Here is a 1,279-nt window from a genome sequence, read left to right on the forward strand (position 1 = left end):
CGCCGGCTATGGCGAGCCCTTGCGACGGCTGTTCAGCGAGCAGGCGCGGCTTGAGGAGATTTTGGATTTCGGTCATGCGCCGATCTTCGAGGATGCCGATACCTTCCCCTGCATCATCGTGGCTCAGCGGCGAGTGGACGCTGCGACAGGGACTGCGACTGCGAGCGCAGCAGCACCAGCTTCAGCTTCAGCTGCAGAGGCAGAGGCAGAGGCAGAGGCAGAGGCAGAGGCAGAGGCAGAGACGGAGGCAGAGACGGAGGCAGAGACGGAGGCAGAGACTGCAGCGGCAGCGCCAGCGCCAGCGCCAGCGCCAGCGGCAGCAACGCCAGCATCCAAGGACAAGGCCGAGGCAACACCGATGGTCAGCGTCTGCATCGTGCCCCGAGACCGCTCGGCTGAGCTGTCGCTCGACAACTACGTCCACGAGCACGCCTATCCGGTGCCCTGGAGTCGCTACAGCGCTGAGCCCTGGAGCCTGGAGCCGCCAGAGGTCGATACGCTGATGCAGCGTATCCGTGAGCGCGGGGTGCCGTTAGCGGAGTTCTTGGGGGTGCGGCCCTATCGGGGTGTGCTGACCGGGCTGAACGAGGCCTTCCTGGTCGATGCGAGCATCCGTACCGCACTGATTCGAGATGATCCCGGCTGCGCGGAGATCATCAAGCCGTACCTGCGAGGACAAGACATCAAGCGCTGGGGGCCTGATTGGCAGGGGTTGTGGATGATCTTTGCTCGACGCAGCATTGATATCCAAGCCTACCCATCTGTGCGACAGCATCTGGTGCGTTATCGCGAACAGTTGGAGCCGAAGCCTCGTGATTGGAGTAAGGCGACACATGGAGACTGGCTAGGGCGCAAGCCGGGAAGCTATGTCTGGTATGAGATTCAGGACAGCATCGATTACTGGCGTCTCTTCGAGTCTCCAAAGATCCTCTACCAGGAGATCCAATTTCATCCACAGTACGCCTATGCGGACTATCCGCTCTACGGCAACAACAAGGTCTTCCTCATCCCGACCGCCGATCTGTATGTTTTGGCCGTGCTCAACTCGCCACTACTCTGGTGGCACAACTGGCGTTTCCTCCCGCACATGAAGGACGAGGCACTGAATCCGGCGGGCTTCCGGATGGAGAAGCTACCGATCGCCGAGCCGTCGCCCGAAATCCGCGCCGAAGTCGAGCAGCAGGCTGCTGAGGCCATGGCGCTGACCCAACAAGCACAGACCGCCTCCCGCGAGCTACTCGGCTGGCTCCGTGTCGAGTTCGAGATCGAGAAACCAGGC

1 protein-coding gene is annotated in these 1,279 nt (G+C 61.8%); it reads left to right on the forward strand.

Annotated features, from left to right (window positions below):
- On the forward strand, positions 1 to 1,279 hold a 1,279-nt coding region (locus VBE63_RS29635; protein WP_323686554.1), incomplete at both ends, for a TaqI-like C-terminal specificity domain-containing protein.

It is taken from the genome of Lamprobacter sp., assembly GCF_034860625.1.
Taxonomy (GTDB): domain Bacteria; phylum Pseudomonadota; class Gammaproteobacteria; order Chromatiales; family Chromatiaceae; genus Lamprobacter.